The organism is Ponticoccus litoralis (genome assembly GCF_039769985.1).
In the GTDB taxonomy this organism is placed as follows: domain Bacteria; phylum Pseudomonadota; class Alphaproteobacteria; order Rhodobacterales; family Rhodobacteraceae; genus Ponticoccus; species Ponticoccus litoralis.
Window position 1 is genome coordinate 3,005,692 of sequence record NZ_JBDNCH010000002.1, and the last position, 23,556, is coordinate 3,029,247.

Here is a 23,556-nt window from a genome sequence, read left to right on the forward strand (position 1 = left end):
CGGGGTGTGGCGGGCGGTCACGAGAGCGTCCTGTCGCGGAAGAACCGCGCGAACTGTTGTGCGATATCGGCGCTGTCCAGCGTCCTGTCCACGGTCCGCCGGGCCTCGTCCAGCACGGCATCCGGCACCACGCCCCGGCCCCTCTTCTCGATCAGGCCACGGGTGAAACCGGCGCCAAATTCCGGGTGCGGCTGAACCGTGTAGGCCTTGCCCGGGTAGAGCAGCGCGGCGTGCTGGCAGAAATCGTTCGAGGCCACGGTCACCGCGCCTTCGGGCGCCTGGGTCACCTGGTCCTGGTGCCAGGCCTGGATCACCTTGGGCCCGTCCGGGAATTGGTAGACCCGGGGCCCGACGGCCCAGCCCCCGGGGTATTTCTCGACCCGGCCCCCCAGCGCCTGCGCGATGATCTGGTGGCCGAAACAGACCCCGATCAGCGGCTTGTCGGCGGCGACGATGGCGCGGATCAGCGCCTCCAGCGGCGGAATCCAGGGATGATCCTCGTAAACGCCGTGTTTCGAGCCGGTGATAAGCCAGCCCTCCGCCGCCTCGGGGCCGGGGGAAAGTCGCCCTCGACCACCGACCAGCTTTCGAAGTCAAAGCCCTCGCGGGCCAGGAGGCGCGCGAACATGTCGGGGTACTGGCCGTATTCGGCTGCCAGTTCGGGCACCACGAGGCCCGTTTGCAGAATGCCGATCTTCATGAGTCACCTGTTGGAGATCGCGGCGACCGTATGCGCGCGGGCGCCGCGCCGCAAGCGGCCCGCGCGCGTCTTCTCAGACCGTGTCGAGGTAGATTTCGACCTGCTCGGTCTCGCTGAGTTCGGCCATGTAGTGCCGCTCCTGCTTCTTGGTCAGCAGGAAGTTGCGGATCAGTTCCGCCGGGAAGATGCGCGGGATCAGCTCCGAGGTTTCGAAAGCCGCGATGGCCGAGCCCCAGTCCGTGGGGATCACCGGCAGGTCCAGCGCATAGGCATTGCCGGTGATCGGCTCGGGCGGCATGACGCCGTCCTCGATGCCGGTCAGCGCCGCGCCCAGGATGGCGGCCAGCGCAAGGTAGGGGTTCACGTCGCCGCCCGAGACCCGGTGTTCGATCCGCCGCGCCACCGGCGCACCCGAGGGCACGCGGATCGCCGCCGTGCGGTTCTCGTAGGCCCAGGCGATGCCGATGGGCGCGTGGGCGTCGGGCACCAGCCGGTCGTAGCTGTTCAGGTGTGGCGCAAAGACCAGCGTGCTGTCCGACATGGCGTTCAGGCAGCCGGCGATGGCATGGCGCAGCACATCCGTGCCGCGCGGGGTGCCGTCGTCGAAGATGTTGTGCCCCTCCTCGTCCAGCACCGAGAAATGCGCGTGCATGCCCGAACCCGCGTAATCCTCGTAGGGCTTGGCCATGAAAGAGGCCGCGAAACCGTGCCGCCGCGCCAGCCCCTTCACCAGCATCTTGAACAGCCAGGCATCGTCCGCCGCCTTCAGCGCGTCGTCGGTATGCACGAGGTTGATCTCGAACTGCCCCAGACCCGCCTCGGAAATGGCGGTGTCGGCGGGGATATCCATGGCCTCGCAGGCCTCGTAAAGGTCGGTGAAGAAGCTGTCGAAGGCATCCAGCGCGCGGATCGACAGGATCTCTGCCGCCTTGCGCCGCTTGTTGGACCGAGGCGAGATCGGCACCTGAAGGTTGCGCCCCGAATCGTCGATCAGGAAGAACTCCAGCTCGACCGCGACCACCGGCGTCAGCCCGCGCGCCTTGAACCGTTCCATGACGAAGCGCAGGGCGTGGCGCGGGTCGCCGTCATAGGCGCGCCCGTCCTCGCGGTACATCCAGATCGGCACCAGCGCGGTCGGCGCCTCCAGCCATGGCATCGGCACGAAACCGCGCTCGGTCGGAAACAGGGTGCCGTCGCGGTCGCCGGTATCGAAGACCAGCGGGCTGTCGTCGATGTCCTCGCCCCAGATGTCGAGGCTCAGCGCGGACAGCGGAAAGCGCGTGCCCTCCGTCAGCAGCTTGCGCGCCGAGGGGATCGGCATGCGCTTGCCGCGGGCGACGCCGTTCAGGTCGCAGGCGGCGGCGCGGATGGTTCTGACTTGCGGGCGATCGGTGAGCCAGTCGGCACTGGGGGCGGGCATGGGGGCCTCTTGGGGTTGGAATTTGATCAAATTGATAGACCGGGACCGGAGGGCTGGCAAGGGGGGCCGCCCTGCGCGGAACCGGGCGCCGCGCTGCGGGACTTCTCAGCGGATCAGGTTGGGCCGGATCTTCAGCCGCCGCCCCGCGGCCTGCGGCAGGTGCCGGTTCAGCCGCCGGTTCGCCAGGCCGAAGAGGCCGATCACCACCAGCGTCAGGGCGATGAAATAGCCCGCGAGGATGGGGTAGGGTACAAAGGGGTTGAAGGTCTTGTCGGCGAAATAGCTGGCGTAATACAGCGCGTCGCCGCGCTGCTGCCAGGCCGGAAAGCCCGAGAAGAAGACCAGCGTCGTCGCGTGAAAGAGAAAGATCGCCTCGTTTGTATAGGCGGGCCAGGCCAGCCGCAGCATGGTGGGCCAGGTGATCTTGCGGAACTTGGCCCAGCCGGTGAAGCCATAGGCATCCGCCGCCTCCAGATCGCCCTTGGGGATCGACAGAAGCGCGCCGTAGAAGATCTCGCCGGAATAGGCGGCGGTGTTCAGAAACAGCACGATCAGCGCCCCGGCCCAGGCCGCCGTCAGCGGATCGAAGATGGGCGAGACGCTTTTCAGGCTGAGAAAGGCGAAATAGGCAAAGAAGAACTGGATGAACAGCGGCGAGCCCCGGAAGACGAAGATGAACCACTCCGCAGGCTTGCGCAGCCAGGGGTTTGCGGCGGCCTTCCCCAGCGCCACGGCGGTGGCAAGGAAGAAGCCCGAACACAGCGCCAGCACGCCGAAGTAGATGTTCCAGATCATCCCCGAGCCGATCAGCACCACCTGCTGGCACAGGGTGAAATTGTCCCGCGGCAACAGCCGCTCGCCGATCCCCGGGGACCGCAGCCCGTAATCGGCAAGGGTCTCCCAGCAACTCATGCGCGCCCCCGGCGTTTCTTCTGTCCCGAAATATCCCGGGGAGCGCGGCACGCGCGGGGGCAGAGCCCCCTTCGACCGTGGCAAGCAGGCTCATGCGGCCTTCCTCTGCGCTTCGCCCGCCAGCGTCGCCTGTCCGCGGGTCAGCCGCGTCATCAGCCGGTCCAGCACCACTTCGGAGACCCGCGTGAAGGCAAGGTAGAAGACCAGCAGCGCAAGAAAATACCACATCCGCCAGTCGCCATGCGGGTAGTCGGTGAAGCGCGGCGTCTTGGCCCCGCCCAGCTCGCGTGCCCAGAAGACAATGTCCTCGACCCCCAGCAGGAACAGCAGCGGCGTCGCCTTGATCAGCACCATCCAGAGGTTCGACAGCCCGGGCAGCGCATAGACCCACATCTGCGGCACCAGGATGCGCCAGAAACACTGGCGCTGGCTCATGCCATAGGCCTCGGCGGTTTCCAGCTGCGCGCGCGGCACCGCGCGCATGGCGCCGAACAGCACGTTGGCCGCAAAGGCGCCGAAGACGATGGCGAAGGTCAGCACCGCCAGCGAGAAGCCGTAGATCTCGTGTACCATCTGCGGCGCGTTGCCCAGCGGCAGCTTGGCCGCCGCGCAGACGACAAAATCGTTGCCCTGCCGGATCGGTTGCTCCCAGTCGGGGCATTTCACCTCGTGCCGGACCCATTCGAAGAACTGGTCCAGCGCAATCACGAAGAACAGGAAGAAGGCGATGTCCGGCACGCCGCGCACCACGGCGATATAGCCCTTGCCCAGCCAGGACAGCGGCGCAAACTGCGACCGCGCCGACATGGCGCCCAGGAAGCCGAAGCCAAGGGCAACCGGCGCGGTGATCGCCAGCAACAGCAGCACCGTTCCGAAAGAGCTGTAGAAGGCCATGTGCTTACCCGTTGTCAGGTAGCAAAGGTACCACGACAGGCCTTCGAGGGCGGAGGGATCGGCGCAGTAGGAAAACACGAGGGCGGGCTTTGTCAGTCCTGTCTGGTTTTGCCCAGCCTGCGCGGAAATCCGCGACTCGCGCAAGACTTTCCTTGGTGTTTCGCTGCGTCAGACCGCGCCCTGCGGCCCCGATGCCGCCGATGCCGCGATCGGCAGCAGGCGCCGGGGCGGGCAGGGGCGGACCGGCGGGGCGGCTCCGGCGCGCGCCTGTCCGCAAGGCAGCGGCCCCGGACAGGAGGTGTCGGCCCCGGCCCAACCGGTGCAGCCCCGGATGCCCCGGCGGCGGACTGCGGGCCGGGATCCCTCCGGGGTGACCGCTTGGGAAGAGGGCAAGGGCCTGTCGCGCCAAGGGCGGCAGGGCTGCCGTTGAGGGGGCAGGGGCGCCGAAACGCGAAAGGCCCCCGGGGGTCCGGGGGCCTTTGCAGGATCTGTCTTTGGCGTTGGATCAGAAGGTCGGGCTGTTGGCGCCCAGATGCTCGAGGATCATCTCGTTCAGCGTGCCGTCGTCCTTCATCGACTGGACCGCGGCGTCGAACTTGTCGCGCAGCTCGGGGTCGGACTGGCGGAAGGCCATGCCGATGCCGCCGCCCAGCGGGATGTCGTCGCCGACGAAGACCAGTGCGCCGCCGGATTCCTCGACCGCCGGGATCAGGAAGTCCTTGTCGGCCAGCGTCAGGTCGGCCTCGCCGCCCATGACCGCCGCCACCGTCTCGTCCGGGCTGGGGAATTCGACCAGCGTCGCGCCTTCCATGGTCGAGACATGCGCTGCCCGGATGGTGCCGGTCTGCGCCGCGATCACCGCCGTTGTCGGATCGATGCCATCCGAGGTGCCCACGTAGGACGAGGGCGAGGGCGGGGTGTAGTTCTGGGTGAAGGCCACGACTTCCTCGCGTTCGGGCGTGATCGACATGCCCGCGATGATGGCGTCGTAGTTGCCCGACACCAGGTTCGGGATGATCGAATCCCAGTCGTTGGTCACCCATTCGCAGGTCAGCTCGGCGCGCTTGCACAGCTCGTCGCCAAGGAAGCGCTCGAACCCGGCGACCTCGCCGTTGTCGTCGAGGAAGTTATACGGAGGGTAGGCGCCCTCGGTGCCAAGGCGCACCACGTCCTGCGCCAGCGCGGCGCCCGCGGTCATCGCAAGGACGGCTGTCCCGATCAGAAGGTTTTTCATGGTTTTACTCCCTGTTGTCATGCGGCGGCTGTCCCGCCTGTCATATGCCTTGGGCCGTGGCCTCAGGCGTGAACGGTCGAGCGCAGGAAGCCCTGCAACCGTTCCGATTTCGGCGCCCCGAAGAGCGTATCGGGGGGGCCTTCTTCCTCGATCAGGCCCTGATGCAGGAACACGACGTGATCGCTGACATCGCTGGCCATCTTCATGTCGTGGGTGACGATCATCATGGTGCGCCCTTCGCGGGCGAGGTCCTTGATGACCTTGACGACTTCCTGTTCCAGCTCGGGGTCGAGCGCGCTGGTGGGTTCGTCGAACAGAAGCGCCTCGGGTTCCATGCACAGCCCGCGCGCGATGGCGGCGCGCTGCTGCTGGCCGCCCGAAAGCTGCGCCGGATAGGAATCGCATTTGTCGCCTATGCCGACCTTGTCGAGATAGCCGCGGGCAGAGGCCTCGACCTCGGCCCGGTCGCGGCCCAGCACGGTCAAGGGCGCCTCCATCACGTTTTGCAGGATGGTCATATGGGCCCACAGGTTGAACTGCTGGAAGACCATCGACAGGTTCGTGCGGATGCGCAGCACCTGTTTCGGATCTGCGGGGCGGCGGTTGTGGCCCTCTCCTTCCAGCGCACCGGCTCGCCCTTGAAGAGGATCTCGCCCTGCTGGCTGTCCTCCAGCAGGTTGCAGCAGCGCAGAAGCGTGGATTTGCCAGAGCCCGAAGAACCGATCAGAGAGACCACATGCCCCTTGGGGGCCGAGATGGATACGCCCTTGATGACTTCGAGCTGCCCGTAGGCCTTGTGCAGATCGCGGATCTCGATAACGGGGTCCTGGCTGGTCACGTCCCACCTTGCTGTCGCTATGCGGGCAGCATGACGCAGGACCTTCGCGGGATGCAATCACGAAAACGCCTGCCCCGGGCGGTTAATGCCCGGGATGACGGAAGGTCACAAGCGCCCAGCCCGGTCAGCGGGCGGGTCGGGCAGGGCGCGACAGGGGCCTTGGGCGGCGGGGGCGACGCCCTTGGCGCGCAGCCCTGTCTCTTGGGGCACAGGGCCGGTCTGGCCCGGCACGAGGTCCGGCGCCTTCCGCAAGCCCCGGTGAATGCGGTCGCGGTCCGGGCCTTTGGGGCCGCCAGCCAGCCGGTCGCGGACCCTTTGCCAAAGCGTATCGCTGGCCGCGGTGGTCCCGAGCCGCCCCGTCATCGGCAGGTCGAGGATCAGCTGGCGCTGTCGACCCTTTGCCGGGCCAGCGCCGAGTCGCGATCCGAGACGCCCAGCAGGTTGGACACCAGCCGCAAGAGCGCGTCCTCTTCGGCCTCGCGCTGGCCGTCGGCCAGAACCACCTGCCACAGAGCCTCGATCACGCCGATGCGGTCCTCGTAGGGCACGGCATCCTTGATGGCGCGGGTGAAGCGGACGGTGTCGGGGGCCTCGGCCTCCAGCGCCTCGGCCTTGCCGCGCAGCTTCGAGGCCTCGAAAGGGGACAGTCCGAAGCGGTTGGCGGCGATCCTGTCGATGCGCGCCTGTTCAGAGGCGTCGTAATGCGCATCGGCACGGGCGACGCGCACCAGCAGCGCGGTCAGGGCCAGCCGCGCGTCGGCATCGGCAAGCGGGTCGGGCTGCGGCGCGGTCAGGCGCTTGAGGAAATCGGCAAACATGCGTCTGGATATATGCCGCAGGCCGCAAGGGGGCAATGGCGGAGGTATGCGCGGGGGCTTTGGCCTGTACGGCGGTCCGTGGCGCCGGGACGGCCCTACCGCTGCGCCCCGACGCCGGTCGGAGGGCGGGGACAGCCCGCGCCCGGCGCGGTCGGCCCGTGTCAGGGAATGACGGCCTGCATCCGCGCGGCCTCGGAATCCTGCGGCTCTATCCCCAGCGTCGATTCGATCAGTTCGACCAGGGCAGCTTCGCGTTCGTCGGCGATGCCGTCCGCGCGGGCGACGGCCCAGAGCGATTGCACCGTTTCATGGCGGTGGGTGTAATCGACGCTTTCGCGGATCAGCTCGGCCATGTGCATGTCGTCGTGGATCTCATGCGCCAGCCGCTCGCAGGTGGCGCGCATCTTGGCCGCCTCGACCGGGTTCAGCCCGTTGTCATGGGCGAGGATGCGGTCGATCTGTTCGATCTCCTCGAAGAGATAGGCCTGGTCCGCCCAGGCGGTGCGGACCAGCAGCACACCAAGCGCAAGCTTGGCGTCCGGTTCCGGCAGCGGTTTCGGCGCCGGAGCCTTGCGGTCGAAGAAGGATTTCAGGTGCTCGAACATGGGCTTGCCCCTTTTCCGGTTGTCCGAATCCTAGCACCGCGCGCCGCCGCGGTCACGGGGAAACACAGGGGCTGTCCCCGGGGCCTCACAGCGTGGCGAAGCGGTCCGACAGGCGCGCCAGTGCCTCGGCCAGCCCCCGGGGCGGGTTCACCGCGAAGAGGCCAGAGCCGGTCATCCGGTGGCCCTTGCGCGCGGGCGGGAAGGCGACCTCGTGGATCAGCCCCTCGGGGAAGGCCCCGGCCAGCGCGCGGGTCATCGGGCGATGCGTGGCGTCCGAGAGGATCGGATACCACAGGATCAGCACGCCGACGTTCCACTTCGCATGGATCTGCTGAAGGAACTTCGGCACCGAGGCGTAATCCTCCTTCACCTCCCAGCTGGGGTCCACCAGCATCAGGCCCCGGCGCGGCGTCGGCGGGCAAAGGCTTTGCGCCAGGGCAAAGCCGTCCTGGTGGTGCACATGCACGTTCGGCGCCCGCAGCGCGCTGCGCAGGGCGGTGTGTTCCTGCGGATGCAGTTCCGCAAGGTGCAGGCTGTCGGTGGCGCGCAGCAGCGTCCGGGCGATCAGCGGCGAGCCGGGGTAGGCGTCGGGGCCGTGCGTCTCGGCGATCCGGGCGCGGGCGCGGCTATAGGGATGGTCTTCGGGGAACCACGGGGCGGCGCGCAGGATGCCCTGTTCGGCCTCGCCGGTCCGGCTGGCCTCGGGGCTGCGCAGGTCGTAGAGACCCCGGCCCGCGTGGGTCTCTATGTAGCTGAGCGGCTTGTCCTTGCGGGTCAGGTAGTCGCAGACAAGGGCCAGCGCCGCGTGCTTGTGCACGTCAGCGAGGTTTCCGGCGTGATAGGCGTGTTGATAGGACAGCATGGCAGGGGTCTACGCGGTTTCGGCGGGGGGATGAAGGGGCGACTGCCCGGTCCCGCCTGCGGGGGCGGCGCTTTGGTCGGGTCCGGCTGTGGCGGCGAGGTTCTAGGGGGGGCTGGCGGCCAGCGCCGGACGCGCGCCCCCCGCCGGTCGGCGCTGGCCCGGCTCAGAGCGGCGATTCCCTGTGCATTCGAGACTGCGCGATCAGATCGTGATCCGACCCCCTCAGAAATGTGGAATGTTCGGAATGAGCAGCATCGAGACGAGGACGCACTACAGGTGTGACACTTGTGAGAATTCCACTTTGCGCCCGGCCCTTGGCCTGGTCGAAAGACGTGGGGGCTGTGCATGTGCCACGTTTGCGACACCGGTGGACACACCGAGGGCCTCTCGTTGGATCAGGAAAGCCGCCTGAGAGCTGTCTTCGAGGCGAAAGCCATCCCTTTGCCTTTCAAAGAAAGAAAAGCAAAGGGATCTTACTGCTTCCAAGGAAAATCGTGCGTTTCGGTGTATGGTACGGTCGGGTTTGCGTGACGCGGCGTGCCGCTCACACCAACCGCGACACCTCTTTCGCCGCCCGGACAAAGTCGCGGAAGAGCGGGTGCGGGTCGAAGGGTTTCGATTTCAGCTCGGGGTGGAACTGCACGCCGATGAACCACGGGTGGTCGGGCCATTCCACGATCTCGGGCAGGCGGTCGTCCGGGGACATGCCGGAGAAGCGCAGGCCCGCCTCTTCCAGCTTGGCCTTGTAGGTCACATCGACCTCGTAACGGTGGCGGTGGCGCTCGTCGATGGTGGTGGTGCCGTAGGCCTTCGCCACCTTCGACCCCTCGGCCAGCACCGCGTCGTAGGCGCCAAGGCGCATGGTGCCGCCCTTGGCATCGTCGGGGCGTCGGTTGACCTTCTGGTTGCCCTGCACCCATTCCTTCAGGTGGTAAACCACCGGCTCGAAACGCTTTTCCCCGGCCTCATGGTCGAACTCTTCCGAACCCGCCTTGGCCACGCCCGCGACGTTGCGGGCCGCCTCGATGACCGCCATCTGCATGCCGAGGCAGATGCCCAGATAGGGGATCTTGTGCTCGCGCGCGTATTGCGCGGCCTTGATCTTGCCCTCGGTGCCGCGCTCGCCAAAGCCGCCGGGCACGAGGATCGCGTCGTAGTTTTCCAGATGCGGGGCCGGGTCCTCGCGGTCGAAAAGCTCGGCGTCGACCCACTCGATGTTGACTTTGACGCGGTTGGCCATGCCGCCGTGGGTCAGCGCCTCGGCGATGGATTTGTAGGCGTCTTCCAGCTGCGTGTACTTGCCGACGATGGCAACCGTCACTTCGCCCTCGGGGTTGAAGACGCGGTCGGCCACATCCTCCCACTTGTCGAGGTTGGGCTTGGGCGCGGGGGCGATGCCGAAGGCATCCAGCACCGCCTGGTCCAGCCCCTCGCGGTGGTAGGCGATGGGGGCCTCGTAGATCGATTTCAGATCCTGCGCGGCGATCACGCTTTCGGGGCGGACGTTGCAGAACAGCGCCAGCTTCTCGCGCTCTTTCGCCGGGATCGACCCTTCAGAGCGGCAGACGAGGATGTCGGGCGCCAGACCGATGGAGCGCAGCTCCTTGACCGAGTGCTGCGTCGGCTTGGTCTTCAGCTCGCCGCTGGCCTTGACAAAGGGCAGCAGCGTCAGATGCATGAAGACGCATTGGCCGCGCGGCTTGTCCTGAGAAAACTGGCGGATCGCTTCGAAGAAGGGCAGGCCCTCGATGTCGCCGACGGTGCCGCCGATCTCGCAGAGCATGAAGTCGACCTCGTCCTCGCCGATCGAGATGAAGTCCTTGATCTCGTTGGTGACGTGCGGGATCACCTGGATCGTCTTGCCAAGATAGTCGCCGCGGCGCTCTTTCTCGAGCACGTTGGTGTAGATGCGCCCCGAGGAAATCGAGTCGGTCTTGCGCGCGGCGACGCCGGTGAAACGCTCGTAATGGCCGAGGTCGAGGTCGGTCTCGGCGCCGTCGTCGGTCACGAAGACCTCTCCGTGCTCGAAGGGCGACATGGTGCCGGGGTCGACGTTCAGGTAGGGGTCGAGCTTGCGCAGCCGGACCGAATAGCCACGCGCCTGCAACAGCGCCCCGAGCGCGGCAGAGGCGAGACCCTTGCCGAGCGAAGAAACCACACCGCCGGTGATGAAGATAAAGCGTGCCATGTGGGCGACCCCGTGAATTCTGACTGTGTTCTGACCCGGTTCCTGTCGGACCATGGGCCAATGTCTTGCCATCCCGCCGGCCCTGAGGACGGCAGCATCACGGGATTTGACGCTTATCGGATTCGGAACGGTTTGTCCAGCCGACCGCAAGATGCTGTTGCGGTCGGATATGTTCAGGCCATGTCTAGTGGATCAGTCGGCGCGCGGTGTCAGGGGCGCGTCGGCATCGCCCTCCTCCGCGGAGGGCGGGGGAAGCTCGAAGTCGAGCGCCGGGGCGTCCGCGTCCTCGGATTGCTCGGCGGCGGGGCCAGAGCCGAGCCGGTCGAGGATCGAAGAACCCGAGGCGTTGCGCGCCGCGAAGATCGTCAGGGTGATCGACGTCACGATGAAGGCTATGGCGAGGATCCAGGTGACCTTGCCGAGCGCCGTGGCCTGGCTGCGGGCGCTCATGGCGCCGCCGCCGCCACCCATGCCAAGGCCGCCGCCCTCGGATCGTTGCAGCAGCACGACCCCGATCAGGCCGAGGGCAAGGAGAAGGTGGATGATCAGGATGACGTTTTCCATGGGGCCCAGTGCATCGGTCGAAGGTATCGGGGGTGATGTATGGGATCGGGCCGCGGGGTGCAAGCGGGCATTGCCCCGGTGGCGGGATGGGCGGCGCGGCGCCGGGCGCTGTGCCGCCGGGCCGGGGCGGCTCTGTTCCGGCTGCGCCGAAAAGCGCCCGCCCGCCGACCCGGTTCACGGGCGGCGGGCGGGGCATGGTGTCACGGGCCGGCCCGGCGGGGCGCGGCGGCGGCGGTCACACCGCTTCGCGGTCGGGGCGAAAGCTGATCCGGTCCGAGGCGGTGAAGCGGCCGGAGGTGGTCTTGCGGATCTTGCCCTCGCGCAGAAGCTGGCCGAAGCTGCGCAGCCGGTCCTCGCGGCTCGATTCCGTGGCCTCGGCCTGGCGGACGGTGGTCATCAACTGCGGGCGCGAGAACTGGTCGCGTCCCTCGACATAGGACATGTAGGCGGCGGCGGCTTCCAGCAGCTCGGGCAGGGCGTCCGCGCCGACGCTTTCGGCGTATGCGGCGAAGCCGGTCTCTGCCTCTTCGGACCGGGCAAGGTCGCGCGGGGACGGTGCGTCGGCCACCCGGCGCACGCGGCGCGGGCGGATCGGCACGGTCTGCGGCGTGGCGGCGGGCGCGGCCTCTTCCCCGACCCGCTGTTCGGCCACCAGCTTCAGCGGTGCTGCGGGCTGGGCGGGACGCTCGGTCCGTTCGGCGGGCGCCTGCGGGCGGCGCGGGCGCACGACGCTGGCCAGATCTTCGCGATAGGCCTCTTCCTCGTCCTCGGCCTGCGCCTTGCGGCCCAGCAGCCGGTCGGCCTTGGTCGCGGCGACGGCGGCGCGCAGATGCGCGATGGCAGAGCGCCGGCGGTTGCCCTCGGGTTCGTCCATCTCGGAGTTGGTCTGGTCGATCAGCCGCGAGGTGTCCTGATCCGCGACCTCGCGCTCTGTCAGCATGGCGCGGGCGGGGCTGGCCATCTTCACCGCCTTGCGGGCGCTGTCGCGGACCGCTTCGTCGATGGCAGGACGGGGGGTGTCCTCCGCGTCCTCGTCGTCCTCGTCCTGCGCCAGGTCCTGGCCGAAGGCGGCAGAGGCCCGGGCGTCGAGCGCGTCGATATCGGTGCCCCAGTCGCGGTCGGGCCGCGCAATGGGGTTGTCGAGGCGCAGCGGTTCGGTGCCGGTCAGGCGGGCGTCGAAGTCGTCTTCGTCCGCCTCGTCGTCCAGATCGTCCGCGTCCCAGTCACCGGCAGCGGCATGCGCATCGGCGTCCTTGGCGCTGGCGGTCTCTGTGTCTTCGTCCTCGTCGTCCCAGTCTTCGAAACCGGCGGAAAGCTCTGCCTTCACGGCGGCGAGTTCGCGGGCGAGTTCCTCTTCTTCCTCGGCAGAGAGGCTGCTGCCCGTGGCGGGCGCGGGCCTGTCGTCCTCGATCTCTTCCAGCGTGCCCGAGGCGACGGCCTTTTCGAAGTCTGCGCGCTTGACCTTCACCACGCGGGCGCGGATCGGGTTTGCGGTGCGCTGCGGGGCATCGGGTCGGGGCGCGAGGGCTTCGTCGTCGAAGCCGTCATCCGCGTCATCCCCGTCGTTCTCGGCGTCGACCGTCGCGGCGGGCGCCACCGCGTCGGAGATTTCTGCATCGTCGAAGGATTCGAAGGGCTGGCGGTCATCCTCGCCGTCCCGATCCCATGCGGCCACCGCGGCGGGGGCGTCCGGGCCGTCACCGGCCAGAGTGCCGGTGCCCTCTGCCATGGCGCGTTCCTCGGCCATCAGCCCGGCGAGGCTGTCCGCGAAGCGGCTGTCGTCGTCGTCTTCCGCCGTTTCTTCCGTGGCTTTCAGGGCGGTCTCTTCGACCTCGGTGCCCATGTCCTCGGCTTCCAGCTCGGTCAGCAGGGCCGAGAGCGCGGCATCGTCGACCTGGTCGCCGGGGCCGGAGGCCTCGTCCGCTTCGCGGCTGTCGGTGTCGGATGCCTCCTGGGCCGGGGTCTCGGGCATGAAGGACTGGGCCCCCATCGGGCCCGCGGCGGCGGCCACCGCCGCGACGGGGGCACCGGCGTTCCCGGCCACGACGGCGCGAATCCGGTCGAGCTTGGCGGCGATGCCCCCATGGTCGGAGGGACGCGGAGCAGGCGCGTCCCCCTCCAAGGCCGGTGCCTCGGGGACCATGGTCGGGGTGGCAGCCCCGACCGGGGTTGCGGGGGTTTCCACCATGTCGGCGGGGGGCAATGGCATCCGTTGCGCCACTGTCGTCCGCACGCAGCTGCTGTGACGTTTTTGCAAGATCGGCGCTGTCGAGGGCCGGGGTCAGCCCGTCGTCCGGGGCCGTGTCGGTCACCGGCGCCGGGGCTTCGGGATCGGCGCGCAGCCCCTCTGCCGGGGCCCCGTCGAGGCCGGGATCGGGTCGGGGCGCGGCGGTCGGGGCGGTATCCTGCGCCAGCGGTGCGGTCAGGCCGCCGTCGGTCAGCGGCCGTTCCGTCAGGACGGCGGTCGCCTCGATCGTGTCGTCGTCGGGCAGGGCGGGGGCCTCGGCCCGGGTGCGGGCGGGACCGGCCGAGAGCGCGGCGCTCATCGCGCCGGAAGAGGCGGCGCCGGGCCGGCCCAGCGACACGGTGCCCGCGCCATGGGTCGTGCCCAGCTGCTCGCGCATCAGTTCCGTCGCCAGCTCGGGGTCGAATTGCGGGGGCTCGGCGCCAAAGAAGCGATCTTCACCGACGACGCCGCGAAAGAACTGCGTGGTATCCTTGACCACGGCGAGCGGGTCGTCGAACCCTTCGGCGGTGCACGAGAAGGTGCCGTAGGACACCGTCAGGATCTTGCTCGAACTCACCATGTGCTGCTCACTTTCATTCGTTTTGCAACAAAGTGTTTACACCGGTCACCGGGACGAAAGCCGACCGAATCTGTGCCCCGAAGGGTATCATTTCGTGACCTGATTGTGGTCGGTTTCCCAAAGCGCCATTAATTCGCCATGAATGATAAGATTGTAGAAAGTCCGGAGACGGTTGTCCTGGTCGGGGGTGGCGCCTGCCATCTGCCGGCCTTGAAAGCCGCGATGACCGGGCGCGTGGTCGTGGCCGCCGATGGCGGGACAGAGGCGGTTCTGGCGGCGGGCCGGACGCCGGACGCGGTGATCGGGGACATGGATTCGCTGCGCCCGGAGATACGGGCGCGGATTCCGGCGCATGTCCTGCACGAGATATCCGAACAGGACAGCACCGATTTCGACAAGGGGCTGCGTTCCATTGCGGCACCCTTGGTTCTGGGCCACGGCTTTCTCGGCAAGCGGCTGGACCATCAGCTTGCGGCGATGATCGTGCTTGTCCGGCGCGCGGCGCAGCGCTGCGTGCTGGTGGGGGCCGAGGATGTGGTCTGCCTCTGCCCGCCCCGGCTGGCGCTGGATCTTCCGGCGGGAGAGCGGGTCTCGCTCTTTCCCATGGGGCCGGTGCGGGGGCGCTCCGAGGGGCTGCGCTGGCCGATTGACGGCCTCGACTTCGCGCCCGCCGTGCAGGGCGGAACCTCGAACGAGGCGCTTGGACCGGTGACGCTGACGCTGGAGGCGCCGCTGATGCTGCTGATTCTGCCGGTCGATTGCCTCGACGCCCTGCTGGCCGGGCTGGAGAGGGCGCCGGGTTGGTGACGGCGGGCCGGGGTTGGGTCCGAGGGCGCGATTCCCTGCGGGGGGCGCGCGCGGGACCGGTGCTGGCGGCGCCGCCGGGGGCGGCTCAGGCCGGCGGGGTGCCGCTGTGGATCGGCTTGGGCACCGGGCGGGCGCGGGCGTCGCGGTGCTCTCGGAGGATCACGTAGAGGCCCGAGCCCATGGTGACGGCGATGCCCAGCGTGGCGAGCGGCCCGGGCAGGTCGTCGAAGAGCAGCAGGCCGATGGCGGTGGCGAAGGGGATCTCGAGGTATTGCATGGGCGCGAGCGTTGCCGTTGGGGCGTAGCGCAGCGACCATGTCATCAGCAGGTGGGCGAAGGTGCCGGCGCAGCCCATGGCGGCAATCAGGCCCCAGCCGCGGGCCGAGGGCGCGGTCCAGCCGAGGCCCGGCGCGTCGCTAAACAGAAGCAGCGCGGGGCCGGTCAGCGCCAGCGCCAAGAGCGCCGAGACCGCCTGCATGGCAATCGCATCGGTGCTGGGGGCGATGGCGCGGGTGGTCAGCATGAAGAGCGCGAAGACCGAGGGCCACGCCCAGCGGCAGCAGCGCGGGCCAGCCGACCTCGGCGAAGGCGGGCTGCACGACCATCAGCGTGCCCGCGAAACCCACGGCACAGGCGATCAGGCGGCGGGGCCCGACTGTTTCGCCGAAGATCCAGTGCCCCAGCAGAAGCGCGATGAAGGGCATGACATAGGCGATGGCGATGGCATCGGCGAGCGGCAGGTAGAGCAGGGCGGTGAAGACCAGCCCGATGCCGAGGATGTGCAGGATCGTGCGCAGCGCCACGAGGGCGGCGACGCGGCGGGTCATGCGCAGGGGGCGCCGGGTCAGCAGGGCCAGGGGCAGCAGCAGCCCGGCCTGAAAGGCGAAGCGCAGGAAGACCAGTTGTCCCACGGCCATCTCGGGTCCCAGCAGTTTCGCCAGCGCGTCGCCCAGCGGGGCCAGCATGCAGAAGCCCAGCATGAGGGCGATACCGAGAAGGGGACGATCCGTAGCCATGGCGCGGAGCCTAGGGAGGGATCGGAGCGGCGTCCAGCGCGGACGGGGGCGGGCGCTGGTCTCGCTGCGCGCGACCTCGCCCCGCCCACCGTCCCGTGGGGGATGCGGGCGGGGGCTTGTCCCCGGACCCGGCTGTGGGGCGAGGTGAACGGACCCGGGTTCCTTCGTTTGAGGAGAGATTGGCAAGCGGTCTGAGAACACCAGTGGGTCGGTCTGGCCAGCCGCCAGCCTGTCAGGTTGTCTTGAAGTGAAGGCGGGGCTCTTCGGGGGGGCTGGGCGGGGAAAGCGGTGTCGGACAGGCGCATTTTCGCGCCGCTTCGCGGACCCGGCGGGGGCGGCGATCGTTTCAGAGCGCCGCGAGACGGGAGGGGCGCTGGCTGTCAGCCCGTGTCGCGGGGCTGTCCCGACCGCTTCGGCGCGCGAGGGCGGGGCCGTCCCGCTACGGCAACAGCGTCAGCCAGAGCCAGGCGGTGGCGACCGACAGTCCGGTGGCCACCAGCACGCTTGTCGCCGCGACACGCTTGGCGGTGCCGTACATGTTGGCGAAGACATAGGCGTTCACGCCCGGTGCCATGGAGGCGGTCAGCACCGCCGAGCGGAAGGCCTCTGTCGAGATGCCGGTCAGCGATCCCATCCCCCATGTGATCGCCGGGTGCATCAGCAGCGATATCACGCAGACCATGGCGATCACCCGCGTGTCGCCCTCGGGCTTGTAGCGGCACAGCACCCCGCCGATGGCGAAAAGCGCCACCGGCAGCGCCGTGCGCACCACCATGTCCAGCGCCTCTGCGACCGGGCCGGGCAGGGACAGGCCCGAGAGATTCGCCAGCGCCCCGAGCAGAATGCCGATCACCAGCGCATTGCGGAAGATCGCGCGGTCGACCTTGGCGGGCAGGTGGCGTAGCGAGGCGCCCGAGGCCTTCGCGCGCACCAGTTCCATCGCCGTGATGCCGATGGCGTAGCACAGCGGGGCGTGGATCGAGACGATCAGGTAATTGGCCTGCAGCGCGTCCGGGCCATAGGCGCGTTCGGTGATGGCCAGCCCCATGAGCAGAGAGTTGGCGAAGAGGCAGCAGAAGCCGATGGCCACCGAATCCTCCGAGGAACGCGTGAAGGCATAGCGCGCCCCCAGCAGCCCGGCGGCGAAGGCGGCGACGGAACCGCTGTAGAAGCTGATCAGGATCCAGGGATCGAAGGCCTCTTCGAGGTGCAGGTTGGAAATGGCCCGGAAGAGCAGGCAGGGAACCGCGAAGCCGGTGGCATAGGCCATGATGCCGTCCACCGCCGCGTCCGAGACGATGCGGCGCCAGACCGCGAAATAGCCCGCCCCGATCACCAGGAAGACCGGGAGGATGACGTCGATCAGCCCCTGCATGGGGGAAGGCCCTTGGCTGTATGTCCGGGCTGGCGGCGCGCGGTTGGACATCGGGTAAAGAGGTATTTGGGCCAAGAAGAAACATGGGCTGTGCCTTCGCGGGGCCGTCTGCGCCGTACCGGAGGGGGCGGCGGGCGGGGGGCAGGCTTCGGCTGCCTGTGTTTCGGGGGCGGGGCCTTGCGATCTCTGTCCCTTGGCGCGCTGGGGGCGTCCGGTCGGGCCGGGGGGCGCGGCATCTTGGCGCGCCGGGGGCTGTCAGCAGGTCAGTCCGCATAGCTCAGCACCATGCCGTCGTAGGCGGGGGTGACATTGGTGGGGGTCTCGGCCTCCACGGTCGCGTAATCGAGGTCGATGTGCATATTGGTCAGCACGGCACGGCGCGGCGCGGCGCGGGTGATCCACTCCAGCGCGAGGTCGAGGTGCGCGTGGGTGGGGTGCGGCTTGCGGCGCAGGGCGTCGAGGATCCAGCAGTCGAGGTTTTCCAGATGCGGCCAGGCCGCGTCGGACATCTTTGCCACGTCCGGCAGGTAGGCCAGATCGGCGATGCGGAACCCCAGTGCGTCGATGCTGCCGTGGTTCACCTCGAACGGGGTCAGGGTCACCGGCCCGCCCGCGCCCTCGACGGTGAAGGGGCCGTCGATGGTGTGCAGGTTCAGGATCGGCGGATAGGGCGAGCCTTCGGGCTGCACGAAGGCATAGCCGAAGCGCGACAGCAGGCTGGTCTGGGTATCGCCATCCGCCCAGACGTTCAGGCGCTCGCTTGTGTTGAAGACGATCTGGCGCAGATCGTCGAGGCCGTGGACGTGGTCGGCATGGGCATGGGTCCAGGCCACCGCATCGAGATGCCCGACCCCGGCGTCCAGCAGCTGCGCGCGCATGTCCGGGCCGGTGTCGATCAGCACGCGGGTCGTGCCCGCGCCGGTTTCCCGTTCGACCAGCAGCGCGCAGCGGCGGCGGCGGTTCTTCGGGTTCTCCGGGTCGCAATCGCCCCAATGGCCGCCGAGGCGGGGCACGCCGCCCGAGGATCCGCAGCCGAGGATGGTGAAGCGCAGCGTGGCGGTCATCGGCGGAGCCTTCGGTCTTGGGCGGGGGCGGGGCAATCGGCCAGGCCGGTGTGGCGGATCATGCCGGGACGCTCCATGCGGCGGCCTTGGAGAAGAGGCGTTCGAAGTTCTCCTCGCTCTGTCGGGCGAAGGCCGGGAAGTCGAGCCCCAGCGTCTCTGCCGCCACCCGCGCCGTATGCACCACATAGGCCGGTTCGTTGCGTTTGCCGCGATGGGGCGGGGGCGCGAGATAGGGGCTGTCGGTCTCGACGAGGATGCGGTCGCGCGGCGCCTCGGCAAAGATCGCGCGCAGCTCTTTCGAGCGGGGAAAGGCCCCGATCCCCGACATCGACAGGTAGAACCCCAGGTCGAGCGCCGCGCGCGCCAGCGCCGCGGAGGAGGAGAAACAGTGCATCACGCAGGTATAGGGCCGCGCGCGGTAGGCTTCCGTCAGGATCGCCGCCATGTCCTCGTCGGCGTCGCGGGCGTGGATGATCAGCGGCAGCCCGGTTTCCTGCGCCGCCGCGATATGCATCTTCAGCGAGACCTTCTGCGCCTCGGCGCTGTCCGAGGTGTAGTGGTAGTCGAGGCCGGTCTCTCCGATGCCGACGAACTTGGGGTGCTGCGACAGGGCAACAAGCTGGTCGACCGTGGCCATGGGCTCTTCGGCGACGCTCATCGGGTGGGTGCCCGCCGCGTAGAAGACCGGCGCATGCGCCTCTGCGATGGCCCGCACCTGCGGTTCCGCGCGCAGGCGCGTGCAGATCGTGACCATGCGGTGGACGCCCGCCGCAAGCGCGCGGTCGATCACCTCGGCGCGTTCCGCGTCGAAGTCCGGGAAGTCGAGGTGGCAGTGGCTGTCGGTGACGGGGCTTTCGGTCATGTCCGCTCCTTCATTGGTCCGGGTATCGGGGATACCCGAAGGAAGTGCAAGCCGGGGCGGTTTGCCCATGTGGCGGATCGCGCGGGGGCGGCGTCCGGTCCGGGCCCCGGCCCGTCACCGGCGCCGGAGGGGCGGGGCGGGACGGGTTGCGCGCGGGACGGCATGGGACGGACAGCCGCGGCGCTGCGGGATTTCATGGGAATGCCCGTCCGGCGAGGCATGGGAATTTATGGTCCGGGGCTGCAGCCGCCCGGTTTTCGGGCCGGCAGATCGGCGCCGATCCGATTCGTTCTCGTCGGATTTGCGTGAATTCCTGTGGATAAGCCGGTAAGCTCCGCTGAAATTTCGCCGTGATCGAGGGGCGCGAGGCCTGATTTCGGACTTGTTTGGGAAATCATGGAACTTTTTTTCGACGAGAGAAGGTGTCAACATCTAGGCATAACGTGCCCGTTACCGCACATTTTATAGTGTTTCTGTGGATAAATTGACCGCAAGATGTTGATTTTTGCGCCACAGTGAAACAACGGATAGTGGCTTGATGGTAAAGAAAACTGTTGTCACCCATGAATTCCCATGGCATCCCTAGTTCATCGGAAGAGGGACGGACACGGGGACAAGAAAACAAGCCCCGCACCGAACACCAGAATAAAAAAAGAGCAGGTTTCATACAGGCATCCGCCTCTCTTTCGATGACAACAAAGGATCCGGCGCGCGGGCGAGCAGACATCCCCCCAGGTGGCGCGCGCAGTCGGAGACACCCGCTTAGCGGGTCACGCGGCGGGTTGATCAATGGCAGCTGATCAACCCGCCGCTTTTACGTTTCAAGGGGGCAACGGAGGCCGGAGGGACAGTGGGCCGCAGGCTGAGGTTCAGGGGCGAAAGTCGGCACAAGGTCGACAGCAAGGGCAGGGTGTCTATCCCGTCCTCGTTTCGCGATGTCCTGCGCGCCGGTGACCCGGAATGCACCGCCGAAAAGGCCCTGCCCAACTTCGTCATGGTCTACGGCATCCCCGATGCCCCGTATATCGAGTGCTTCACGATCGATGAGATCGAAAGCATCGAAGAGCAGATCGAGGCAATGGATTACGGCGACGAGCGCGATCTGCTTGAGGAGATCTATTCGTCGAACGCCTCCGAGGCCAATGTCGACAACACCGGTCGCATCGTGATCCCGGCCAAGCTGCGCGAGCAGTTCGGCATCGGGTCCGAGGCGATGATGGTTGCCTCGCTGAACCGGTTCCGCATCTGGGATGCCGAGGCCTATGATGCCGAAAAGGCCCGCCGCACAGCCCAGATGAAGACGGATGTGCCGCGCAATCCTCTGCAATTGCTTAATAAATCCCGGGAAGAATAGATATGGCGGGCGCTGACGATACCGCACGCGCAGACCACGTCCCCGTCCTGCTGGAGCCGCTGCTTGAAGCCGTGGCGCCGGTGGCGGGCACATGGATCGACGGCACGCTGGGGGCGGGCGGCTACACGTGCGGCCTGCTGCAGGCCGGTGCGGATCGGGTGATCGGCATCGACCGCGACCCGCTGGCACATGAGATGGCCGCCGACTGGGCCCCGGCACTGGGGCGACCGGCTGACGCTTGTGCAGGACAACTTTGCCAATATGGATGCCCATGGGCAGGGCGTCGACGGCGTGGTGCTGGATCTCGGCGTCTCGTCGATGCAACTGGACCGGGCAGAGCGGGGCTTTTCCTTCATGAAGGAGGGGCCGCTCGACATGCGCATGGGGCAGGAGGGGCCGACGGCGGCGGATGTGGTCAACAATGCCGAGGAAGGCGAGCTGGCCGATATCCTCTATATCTTCGGGGAAGAGCGGCAATCCCGGCGGATCGCGCGGCGCATCGTCGAACACCGGCCCTTCACCACCACGCTGGCCCTGGCCGAGGTGATCGAGCGTGCCATCGGGCGCACCAAGCCGGGGCAGGCCCATGCCGCAACACGCTCGTTCCAGGCGCTGCGGATCGCGGTGAACGGCGAGTACGAGGCGCTGTGGCAGGGGCTCATGGCCGCCGAGCGCGCGCTGAAGCCCGGCGGGCGGCTGGCCGTCGTGACCTTCCATTCCATCGAGGACCGGATGGTGAAACGCTTCTTCCAGGCCCACGGAGAGCGCAAGACCCGCGTCAACCGCTACGCCGACAGCGCCCCGGAAGAGACCGCGCCCTTCCGCATCCTGACCCGCAAGGCCGTCGGCCCGCGTGCGGACGAGCTGGCGCGCAACCCGCGCGCGCGCTCGGCCAAGCTGCGGGTGGCGGAGCGCACCGGCCTGCCGGTCGAAGAGATCGCCTCTGCCGAGATCGACATGCCCAGCCTCGGATTGAAAAGGAGATAACATGCGCAGCGTCCTGTTCATTCTGGCGGCCCTTGCGGTGATCGGGTCGGGCTACTGGGCCTACCATGAGAACTACAGCACGCAGGCAGAGCTGGACCGCGTGGACAGCCTGCGCCGCGAGATCGGCGCGGCGCGCGAACGCGTGGCTATCCTGAAGGCGGAATGGGCCTACCTGAACCGCCCCGACCGGCTGAGCGACCTCGCCGAGCTGAACTTCGACCGTCTGGGCCTGCTGCCGCTGCTTCCCGACCAGTTCGACCTGATCGCCAATGTGCCGGAACCGATCCCGGACGTGATCGACCTGACAGAGCCGATCGACGTCACCAGCGCAGGAGCACAGCAGCCATGACCCGCACACCGCTGCGCCCGCTGGCGCGCATCCTCGAAGCCCGCCAGAGGGGCGAGAACCCCGACGCCATCGAGCGCGAGAACCGGCGCATCCGTCACGAGCAGATGCGCGACCGGGCGCGGATGCGGGCAGAGGGTCGCCTGCTGGTGCTGGCGGTGATGTTCTTCGGGGCCTTCGGCGTGGTCGGCGCCCGCATGGGCATGCTCTCGGCTTCCGAACCGTCAGAGCCGCGCGCCGCGACCTCGGGCAACTCGATCATCGCCAGCCGCGCCGACATCGTCGACCGGCAGGGGCGGCTTCTGGCCACCAACATGTCGACGCATTCGCTTTATGCGCATCCGGGCCAGATCTACCAGAAGGCCCGCGCGGTCGAGGAGCTGGTCAAGATCTTCCCCGATCTCGACGGCCCGCGCCTGCTGAAGCGTTTCGAGGATCCGAAGCGCAAGTTCCTGTGGATCCGCAAGAAGATCAGCCCCGAGCAGATGCAGGCGGTGCATGACATCGGCGAGCCGGGGCTGCTGTTCGGCCCGCGCGAGATGCGGCTTTATCCCAACGGCGCCCTGGCCTCGCACATCCTTGGCGGCGCCTCCTTCGGTGAAGAGGGGGTGCATTCCGCCGAGGTGATCGGCACCGCGGGCATCGAGAAATACTTCGACGAGGCCCTGCGCGACCCGGCGCGCGAGGGCCAGCCGCTGGCGCTGTCCATCGACATGACGGTGCAGGCGGCCTCCGAGGAAATCCTCGACGCGGGCATGAACCTGATGAATGCCAAGGGCGCGGCCAGCGTGCTGATGGACGTCGAGACCGGCGAGATCCTCTCGATGGTCTCTCTGCCCGATTTCGATCCGAACGACCGGCCCAACCCGCTGGTTCAGGGCAGCCCCTCGGACAGCCCGCTGTTCAACCGCGCGGTGCAGGGGGTCTACGAGCTGGGCTCGACCTACAAGATCTTCGCCGCCGCACAGGCGATGGAGCTGGGTCTGGTCGGCCCCGATACGCTGATCGACACCAGCCCGCCCCTGAAGGTCGGCGGTCACCGCATCGGCGAGTTCGGCAACAAGAACTACAAGACCCTCACGGTCGAGAAGATCATGGTGAAATCTTCGAACCGGGGGACCGGCAAGCTGGCCACTGGCCATCGGGGCGGCCCGGCAGCAGGAGTTCCTGAAGTCGCTGGGGCTGTTCGCGGCACCGCCGATCGAGATGGTCGAGGCAGCGGGCGGCGCGCCCCTGCTGCCCAAGCGCTGGACCGATCTGTCGACGGTCACGGTGTCCTACGGCCACGGCATGTCGACGACGCCGGTGCATCTGGCGGCGGGCTACGCGGCCATCGCAAACGGCGGGCGCTACGTGAAGCCGACGCTGCTGAAGCAATCCGCCCCGCAGGCGGGCGGCCGCGTCATGCGCGAGGATGTGGCGAACCATGCCCGGCGGATGCTGCGGCTGGTGGTCAGCCACCCCGAGGGCACCGCCAGCTTCGCCCGGGTGCCGGGCTATCACGTCGGCGGCAAGACCGGCACGGCGGACAAGCCCAAGGAGGGCGGCAGCGGCTATTACAAGGACAAGACGATCACCACCTTCGCCTCGCTGTTTCCGGCCCATGACCCGAAATACGTGCTGGTGGTGATGCTGGATGAGCCGGTGGAGACCTCGGGCCCCAAGCCGCGCCGCACCGCGGGCTGGACGGCGGTGCCGGTGGCGGCAGAGATGATCAGGCGCGTCGCGCCGCTGCTGGGTGTGCACCCGGACTACAGGGAGATGCCGCTGCTGACCAGCACCTCGGCCTCTGACTGAGCGGGCGCGGCACGGCGGCCTGTACCGGCCCGCCCTCCGACGATGGGGGTGCGGACCGGCGAGGCGCCCCCCGATTGAACCGGCGCAGGCGCGGTGCGCGCCGCGC

The 23,556-nt window shown here is 68.2% G+C and carries 17 protein-coding genes and 5 pseudogenes; 6 read left to right on the forward strand and 16 right to left on the reverse strand.

The features are described from left to right. Positions 1–17 precede the first annotated feature (17 nt). The 12 genes and pseudogenes from ABFB10_RS15935 to ABFB10_RS15990 form a co-directional block, all read right to left on the reverse strand. Positions 18–700 (reverse strand): annotated as a pseudogene (locus ABFB10_RS15935) (type 1 glutamine amidotransferase). A gap of 73 nt (positions 701–773) precedes the next feature. Continuing rightward, the gene (locus tag ABFB10_RS15940) at positions 774–2,120 is read right to left on the reverse strand and encodes a glutamine synthetase family protein (protein ID WP_347167256.1); all 1,347 of its coding nucleotides are present in this window, start codon (positions 2,118–2,120) and stop codon (positions 774–776) included. A gap of 105 nt (positions 2,121–2,225) precedes the next feature. After that, positions 2,226–3,032, reverse strand: coding sequence for an ABC transporter permease (locus ABFB10_RS15945; RefSeq protein WP_347167257.1), 807 nt, complete (start codon positions 3,030–3,032; stop codon positions 2,226–2,228). A gap of 90 nt (positions 3,033–3,122) precedes the next feature. Then, positions 3,123–4,004: an ABC transporter permease gene (locus ABFB10_RS15950; protein WP_347167258.1), complete on the reverse strand. Its 882-nt coding sequence runs from the start codon at positions 4,002–4,004 to the stop codon at positions 3,123–3,125. A gap of 427 nt (positions 4,005–4,431) precedes the next feature. After that, positions 4,432–5,160, reverse strand: coding sequence for a transporter substrate-binding domain-containing protein (locus tag ABFB10_RS15955; protein WP_347167259.1), 729 nt, complete (start codon positions 5,158–5,160; stop codon positions 4,432–4,434). 62 nt (positions 5,161–5,222) lie between these two features. Next, positions 5,223–5,998 (reverse strand): annotated as a pseudogene (locus ABFB10_RS15960) (ABC transporter ATP-binding protein). Positions 5,999–6,375: 377 nt separating this feature from the next. Next, positions 6,376–6,816, reverse strand: a complete 441-nt coding sequence (locus ABFB10_RS15965; protein WP_347167260.1) for a tellurite resistance TerB family protein — start codon at positions 6,814–6,816, stop codon at positions 6,376–6,378. Between the two features lie 161 nt (positions 6,817–6,977). Continuing rightward, the gene (locus ABFB10_RS15970) at positions 6,978–7,421 is read right to left on the reverse strand and encodes a tellurite resistance TerB family protein (RefSeq protein ID WP_347167261.1); all 444 of its coding nucleotides are present in this window, start codon (positions 7,419–7,421) and stop codon (positions 6,978–6,980) included. A gap of 85 nt (positions 7,422–7,506) precedes the next feature. Beyond that, positions 7,507–8,283, reverse strand: coding sequence for a 23S rRNA (adenine(2030)-N(6))-methyltransferase RlmJ (locus tag ABFB10_RS15975; RefSeq protein ID WP_347167262.1), 777 nt, complete (start codon positions 8,281–8,283; stop codon positions 7,507–7,509). A gap of 544 nt (positions 8,284–8,827) precedes the next feature. Beyond that, on the reverse strand, positions 8,828–10,471 hold the full coding sequence (pyrG, locus tag ABFB10_RS15980; protein ID WP_347167263.1) for a CTP synthase: 1,644 nt from the start codon (positions 10,469–10,471) through the stop codon (positions 8,828–8,830). Positions 10,472–10,663: 192 nt separating this feature from the next. Further along, on the reverse strand, positions 10,664–11,035 hold the full coding sequence (gene secG, locus ABFB10_RS15985) for a preprotein translocase subunit SecG (protein ID WP_206566601.1): 372 nt from the start codon (positions 11,033–11,035) through the stop codon (positions 10,664–10,666). 235 nt (positions 11,036–11,270) lie between these two features. Next, positions 11,271–13,244 (reverse strand): hypothetical protein, encoded by a 1,974-nt coding sequence (locus ABFB10_RS15990; RefSeq protein ID WP_347167264.1) that lies wholly within the window; start codon positions 13,242–13,244, stop codon positions 11,271–11,273. Positions 13,245–13,632: 388 nt separating this feature from the next. On the opposite strand from ABFB10_RS15990, the gene ABFB10_RS15995 reads away from it, so the two are divergent. After that, positions 13,633–13,974 carry a hypothetical protein gene (locus tag ABFB10_RS15995; protein ID WP_347167265.1) on the forward strand — a complete coding sequence of 114 codons (342 nt, stop codon included), beginning with the start codon at positions 13,633–13,635 and terminating at the stop codon, positions 13,972–13,974. Between the two features lie 6 nt (positions 13,975–13,980). Beyond that, positions 13,981–14,649 (forward strand): thiamine diphosphokinase, encoded by a 669-nt coding sequence (locus ABFB10_RS16000; protein WP_347167266.1) that lies wholly within the window; start codon positions 13,981–13,983, stop codon positions 14,647–14,649. 85 nt (positions 14,650–14,734) lie between these two features. On the opposite strand, the pseudogene ABFB10_RS16005 reads toward ABFB10_RS16000, so the two are convergent. The 4 genes and pseudogenes from ABFB10_RS16005 to ABFB10_RS16020 all read right to left on the reverse strand — a co-directional run bounded on the left by ABFB10_RS16005 (position 14,735) and on the right by ABFB10_RS16020 (position 18,966). After that, positions 14,735–15,665, reverse strand: a pseudogene (locus ABFB10_RS16005) (DMT family transporter). A 439-nt stretch (positions 15,666–16,104) separates the two neighbouring features. Beyond that, positions 16,105–17,040 (reverse strand): AEC family transporter, encoded by a 936-nt coding sequence (locus tag ABFB10_RS16010; protein WP_347167267.1) that lies wholly within the window; start codon positions 17,038–17,040, stop codon positions 16,105–16,107. 263 nt (positions 17,041–17,303) lie between these two features. Then, positions 17,304–18,104, reverse strand: a complete 801-nt coding sequence (locus ABFB10_RS16015) for an MBL fold metallo-hydrolase (protein ID WP_347167268.1) — start codon at positions 18,102–18,104, stop codon at positions 17,304–17,306. Positions 18,105–18,162: 58 nt separating this feature from the next. After that, positions 18,163–18,966, reverse strand: coding sequence for a TatD family hydrolase (locus ABFB10_RS16020; RefSeq protein WP_347167269.1), 804 nt, complete (start codon positions 18,964–18,966; stop codon positions 18,163–18,165). A gap of 910 nt (positions 18,967–19,876) precedes the next feature. Between ABFB10_RS16020 and ABFB10_RS16025 the strand changes: the two genes are divergently transcribed. The 4 genes and pseudogenes from ABFB10_RS16025 (at position 19,877) to ABFB10_RS16040 (ending at position 23,450) form a co-directional block, all read left to right on the forward strand. Next, positions 19,877–20,320: a division/cell wall cluster transcriptional repressor MraZ gene (locus tag ABFB10_RS16025; protein ID WP_347167270.1), complete on the forward strand. Its 444-nt coding sequence runs from the start codon at positions 19,877–19,879 to the stop codon at positions 20,318–20,320. A 2-nt stretch (positions 20,321–20,322) separates the two neighbouring features. After that, a pseudogene (gene rsmH / locus ABFB10_RS16030) lies at positions 20,323–21,307 on the forward strand (16S rRNA (cytosine(1402)-N(4))-methyltransferase RsmH). Position 21,308: 1 nt separating this feature from the next. Continuing rightward, positions 21,309–21,656 (forward strand): cell division protein FtsL, encoded by a 348-nt coding sequence (ftsL, locus tag ABFB10_RS16035; RefSeq protein WP_347167271.1) that lies wholly within the window; start codon positions 21,309–21,311, stop codon positions 21,654–21,656. Next, positions 21,653–23,450, forward strand: a pseudogene (locus ABFB10_RS16040) (peptidoglycan D,D-transpeptidase FtsI family protein). The gene ftsL and the pseudogene ABFB10_RS16040 overlap by 4 nt, the downstream one beginning before the upstream one ends. The last annotated feature ends 106 nt before the right edge of the window (positions 23,451–23,556 follow it).